This window comes from Aneurinibacillus sp. UBA3580 (assembly GCF_002375825.1).
Taxonomy (GTDB): Bacteria; Bacillota; Bacilli; order Aneurinibacillales; family Aneurinibacillaceae; genus Aneurinibacillus; species Aneurinibacillus danicus.
The window spans coordinates 39,774-44,127 of record NZ_DFMZ01000046.1 but is presented as its reverse complement, the minus strand read 5'-3'; the positions used below and the strand labels follow the sequence as shown (position 1 = coordinate 44,127).

Annotated in this window: 3 protein-coding genes and 1 riboswitch; all 3 genes read left to right on the top strand. The window is 51.0% G+C overall.

What is annotated here, in order from left to right; all coding sequences use genetic code 11:
* Positions 1-40 precede the first annotated feature (40 nt).
* The 3 genes from B2899_RS07405 (at position 41) to B2899_RS07395 (ending at position 4,295) form a co-directional block, all read left to right on the top strand.
* A complete protein-coding gene (locus B2899_RS07405; RefSeq protein ID WP_286884744.1) occupies positions 41-1,252 on the top strand; it encodes an ornithine--oxo-acid transaminase in 1,212 nt (403 codons plus the stop codon).
* 26 nt (positions 1,253-1,278) lie between these two features.
* A riboswitch (cobalamin riboswitch) is annotated at positions 1,279-1,453 on the top strand.
* 137 nt (positions 1,454-1,590) lie between these two features.
* Positions 1,591-2,658: a nicotinate-nucleotide--dimethylbenzimidazole phosphoribosyltransferase gene (gene cobT, locus B2899_RS07400; protein WP_146808702.1), complete on the top strand. Its 1,068-nt coding sequence runs from the start codon at positions 1,591-1,593 to the stop codon at positions 2,656-2,658.
* 164 nt (positions 2,659-2,822) lie between these two features.
* Positions 2,823-4,295, top strand: a complete 1,473-nt coding sequence (locus B2899_RS07395) for an MDR family MFS transporter (protein WP_286884741.1) — start codon at positions 2,823-2,825, stop codon at positions 4,293-4,295.
* Positions 4,296-4,354: the final 59 nt, after the last annotated feature.

The window sequence follows — 4,354 nt, the reverse complement described above, 5'->3', positions numbered from 1 at the left end:
AATTGACATCGGAGATCTTGTAATAGAGAGGGGAATCACTATGACGGGCTCGACTTCAACAACAAAGACGCAAAACATCATTGAGAAAACGGAAAAATTCGGGGCGCGGAACTACCATCCGCTGCCGATTGTTATCTCCAAAGCGGAAGGTGTATGGGTAGAAGATCCGGAGGGTAACAGATATATGGATATGCTAAGTGCGTATTCCGCGCTTAACCAGGGCCATCGCCATCCGAAAATTATTCAGGCATTAAAAGATCAAGCTGATCGGGTAACCTTAACATCCCGTGCGTTCCATAACGACAGGTTGGGCGAGTTCTATGAAAAGTTGTCCATGCTGACGGGCAAGGACATGATCCTGCCGATGAATACCGGTGCAGAAGCGGTAGAAACGGCCATTAAGGCCGTGCGCCGCTGGGCGTATGACGTAAAGAAAGTGCCGGAGAATCAGGCGGAAATCATCGTCAGTGAAGGCAATTTCCATGGCCGTACAACAACGATTACATCCTTTTCTTCGGATGAGGCGTACAAGCGCGGATTCGGTCCGTTTACACCAGGCTTTAAAATTATCCCGTATGGTGATATCGAGGCGCTGAAACAGGCGATTACACCGAACACGGCCGCATTTATGACCGAGCCGATCCAGGGAGAAGCAGGTATTGTGATGCCGCCGGAAGGCTTCTTAAAGCAAGCGTTTGAGCTGTGCAAAGAAAATAACGTACTGTTCATTGCAGATGAAATTCAAACCGGTTTTGGCCGTACAGGTAAACTTTTTGCATCCGATTGGGAGAACGTAAAACCAGATATGTATATTATGGGTAAAGCACTGGGCGGCGGCGTGTTCCCAATCTCCGCAGTTGCCGCAGACAAAGAAATTCTGGGCGTATTCGAACCGGGTTCCCACGGCTCCACATTCGGCGGAAACCCGCTGGGCTGCGCGGTTGCCATCGCGGCACTCGAAGTGCTGGAGGAAGAACAACTGGTGCAGCGTTCACTTACGCTGGGTGAATATTTCAAGCAGAAGTTGCAGCAAATCGATAACCCGGTTATCAAAGAAGTACGCGGCCGCGGCCTGTTCATCGGTGTTGAGCTGACAGGAAAAGCGCGTCCGTATTGCGAGGCGCTGAAAGAGCTTGGTTTGCTGTGCAAAGAAACACATGAAACGACAATTCGTTTTGCGCCGCCGCTTATTATTTCCAAAGAAGATTTGGACTGGGCGATTGAACGAATTTATCAAGTATTGAAAAAGTAAGCGAAGCGGTGTATGCTGTTTATAAATGTGTATAGGACGCAATAGGTGCCCCTTTCAGGGGAGAATAGGGAAGAAAACACGCGGGCCCGCCACTGTAGCCGGGGAGCCGTCGGCAGTCACTGAGCGCATGCGTTTGGGAAGGCTGTCGACATATGGCCTTGATCCGGGAGCCAGGAGACCTGCCTATTGCAGCGGATTACTCGAGGATAGGTAGCATAGAACCGGATGTGGCAAGTCCAGGTCTCTTTGACCTGGGCTTTTTTCCGTACATAAACACCTGTCACCTTTGCGTCCTTGTCCATTCTCTAGATTTCAGGAGAAAAGCGGGGGATAAAACGATGGAACAAACAATCGGCGCATTGCTTGCAGATACTATAAGTCGTATCGCCAGGCCGGATGAGGAAATCATGGGAGCGGTTCAAAAGCGGGTGGATAACCTGACCAAGCCGCCGGGAAGTCTTGGCGTTTTGGAAGAGATGGTTGTTCGCCTGTCCGGAATTCAGCGGACGGAGGGACCGTCGCTGGATAGAAAAGCGGTGATAGTGATGTGCGGCGATCATGGCGTGGTAGAGGAAGGCGTCAGCGCGTTTCCTTCGGAAGTAACAGGGTTAATGATGGGCAATTTTACACGCGGCGGAGCCGCGATTAACGTGTTTGCACGCCAGATGGGAGCGGAGGTTGTCGTTGTCGATATCGGGAGCAAGGCGGAGACGCCTCCAGGGGTACGAAACGAAAAAGTAAAATCCGGCACAAAAAATATGGCACAGGGTTCGGCAATGACTCCGGATGAAGCCGTGCGTGCAGTCGAAGTAGGTATTGCGATTGCAATGGAATTGGCTGCGCAAGGATGCAAAGCTATTGCTCTGGGCGATATGGGAATCGGCAATACAACGCCGAGCGCCGCACTGACGGCTGCTATTACCGGACGCCCTGTAGACGAGTTGACCGGAAAAGGGACCGGCATTGATGAAGATAAACGGAAGGCGAAAGCTGCAATTATCGAACAGGCCTTGGCCGTGAACGGAATAGACAAACACTGGCGTTCGGAGCTTACTCCGATTGATGTACTGGCCCGTATAGGCGGATTGGAAATTGCAGGGCTTGTCGGTGTGACGCTCGGTTCCGCTGCCCACGGTATGGCCGTTATTATAGACGGAGTCATTGCGAGTGCGGCAGCATTAGTTGCATATGAGATATGCCCGGACGTACTGCCCTTCATGTTCGCGTCGCATCTATCCGAGGAACCGGCCCATGAGGCGGCTCTAACGTATCTGGAGCTGACGCCGGCTCTGCATCTGCGTATGCGCCTTGGCGAAGGATCTGGAGCGGTTCTTCTGTTTCCGATGCTGGAAGCCTCCATTGCCATGCTGAATCAGATGGCGACGTTTGATGAGTTAGGTTTATAAAAAGATGCTCCCCGCTGCGAACACAGCGGGGTTTTTATCCAGAATCCGCGCACATATAACGCAGACCGGAAGATTGACTTTTACGCCGGAATTTTTATACGCTACCAGCATAAGGATGCTTGTCCGCGGTGGGTAAGCGGACTGTAGAGAGAGGGAGAATGCGTATGAAGACAAATAGAAGAAACGTGACGATCGCCATGCTGGTCGCTACGTTCCTGGCGGCAATTGAAGTCACCATCGTTAGTACGGCTATGCCTCGCATCGTCAGCGACCTGGGAGGTCTGACGCTGATTAGCTGGGTGTTTGCCGTCTACTTGCTGACGATGTCCGTAACGACACCGATTTATGGCAAACTTGCAGACTTGTTTGGGCGTAAAATTATTTTTACATTCGGTACCGTCGTTTTCCTTCTGGGGTCGGCGCTATGCGGTCTGGCACAATCGATGGAGCAGTTAATCTTTTACCGGGCCATTCAAGGGATCGGCGCCGGTGCCGTTCTACCGGTGACATTTACGATTATTGGTGATATTTATTCCTTTGAAGAGAGGGCCAAAATCCAGGGATGGTTTAGTTCCGTGTGGGGCATCTCAGGCATTGTTGGACCGTTAGTCGGCGGTTTTTTCGTTGACGTTATTTCCTGGCACTGGATTTTCTTTATTAACGTCCCGTTCGGCATCATTGCGGTCGTCATGCTATGGATATATCTGGATGAATCATTTGAGAAAAAGAAGCGGCATATCGATTACGCGGGTGCGATAACGTTCACGATCGGTATGACTGCGCTGCTGTATGGGTTTCTGACTGGAGGACAGGAATATGCCTGGAGTTCTGCGCCCATTTTCGGATTGTTTGCGGTTGCCGGGGTATTTTTGGCTATCTTCATCTTAATTGAAATCAAGTCTCCGGAACCGATGCTTCCGCTGCAACTGTTTACCATTCGGGCCATCTCCGTTTCCAACTTGATTTCATTTGTGATTAGCGCCGTATTAATCGCAATTAATGCTTATTTGCCGATGTGGATTCAAGGAGTATACGGACAGGGAGCGACAAGTTCAGGACTGGCTCTTACGCCCATGTCCATCGGATGGCCGCTTGGCGCTATTCTAAGCGGATGGTTGATGGTTCGTCTCAGTACGCGCAATACAGCGCTGATGGGTCTTATGCTTCTTATCCTGGCTTCGCTTTGGCTGGCTTTTATCGGTATGAATACGTCCCAGTTCGCTCTTATTGCGATTATGTTCATTGCCGGGCTTGGCTTTGGTCTATCGGTGACGGTATTTACAGTAACCGTGCAATCTTCAGTGGACTGGAATCTGCGCGGGGCGGCGACGGCATCCAACTCGTTCGTCCGTACGCTCGGTCAGACGTTCGGTATTGCGGTATTCGGAACATTGTTTAATGCGGCGCTTGGCCGGTATATACAAGAACATGGAATGAAGGCGGGAACAGATATGAACCAACTGTTGAATCCAGAAGTGGCACAGCAATTGCCGGCACAGCTTCTGGCGTCTATGCGGGAAGGGCTGGCCTATGCTTTGCACAGTGTATTTCTCGTATTGTGTGTGCTGGCTGCTGTCTCGCTTGTAGTAGGCTTCTGGCTGCCGCGCAAGAATCCGGAACCCGTTTCTACCCGCTAGAAATAAAACACGATTTTCACAGAAAACCACCATGGCGTTTCAGCCGCAACCCCGACATG

What these genes read in the sequence shown, in the direction of transcription:
- B2899_RS07395 (WP_286884741.1), top strand. Translation starts at nt 2,823, where the DNA reads ATGAAGACAAATAGAAGAAACGTGACGATCGCCATGCTGGTCGCTACG.
- cobT (WP_146808702.1), top strand. Translation starts at nt 1,591, where the DNA reads ATGGAACAAACAATCGGCGCATTGCTTGCAGATACTATAAGTCGTATC.
- B2899_RS07405 (WP_286884744.1), top strand. Translation starts at nt 41, where the DNA reads ATGACGGGCTCGACTTCAACAACAAAGACGCAAAACATCATTGAGAAA.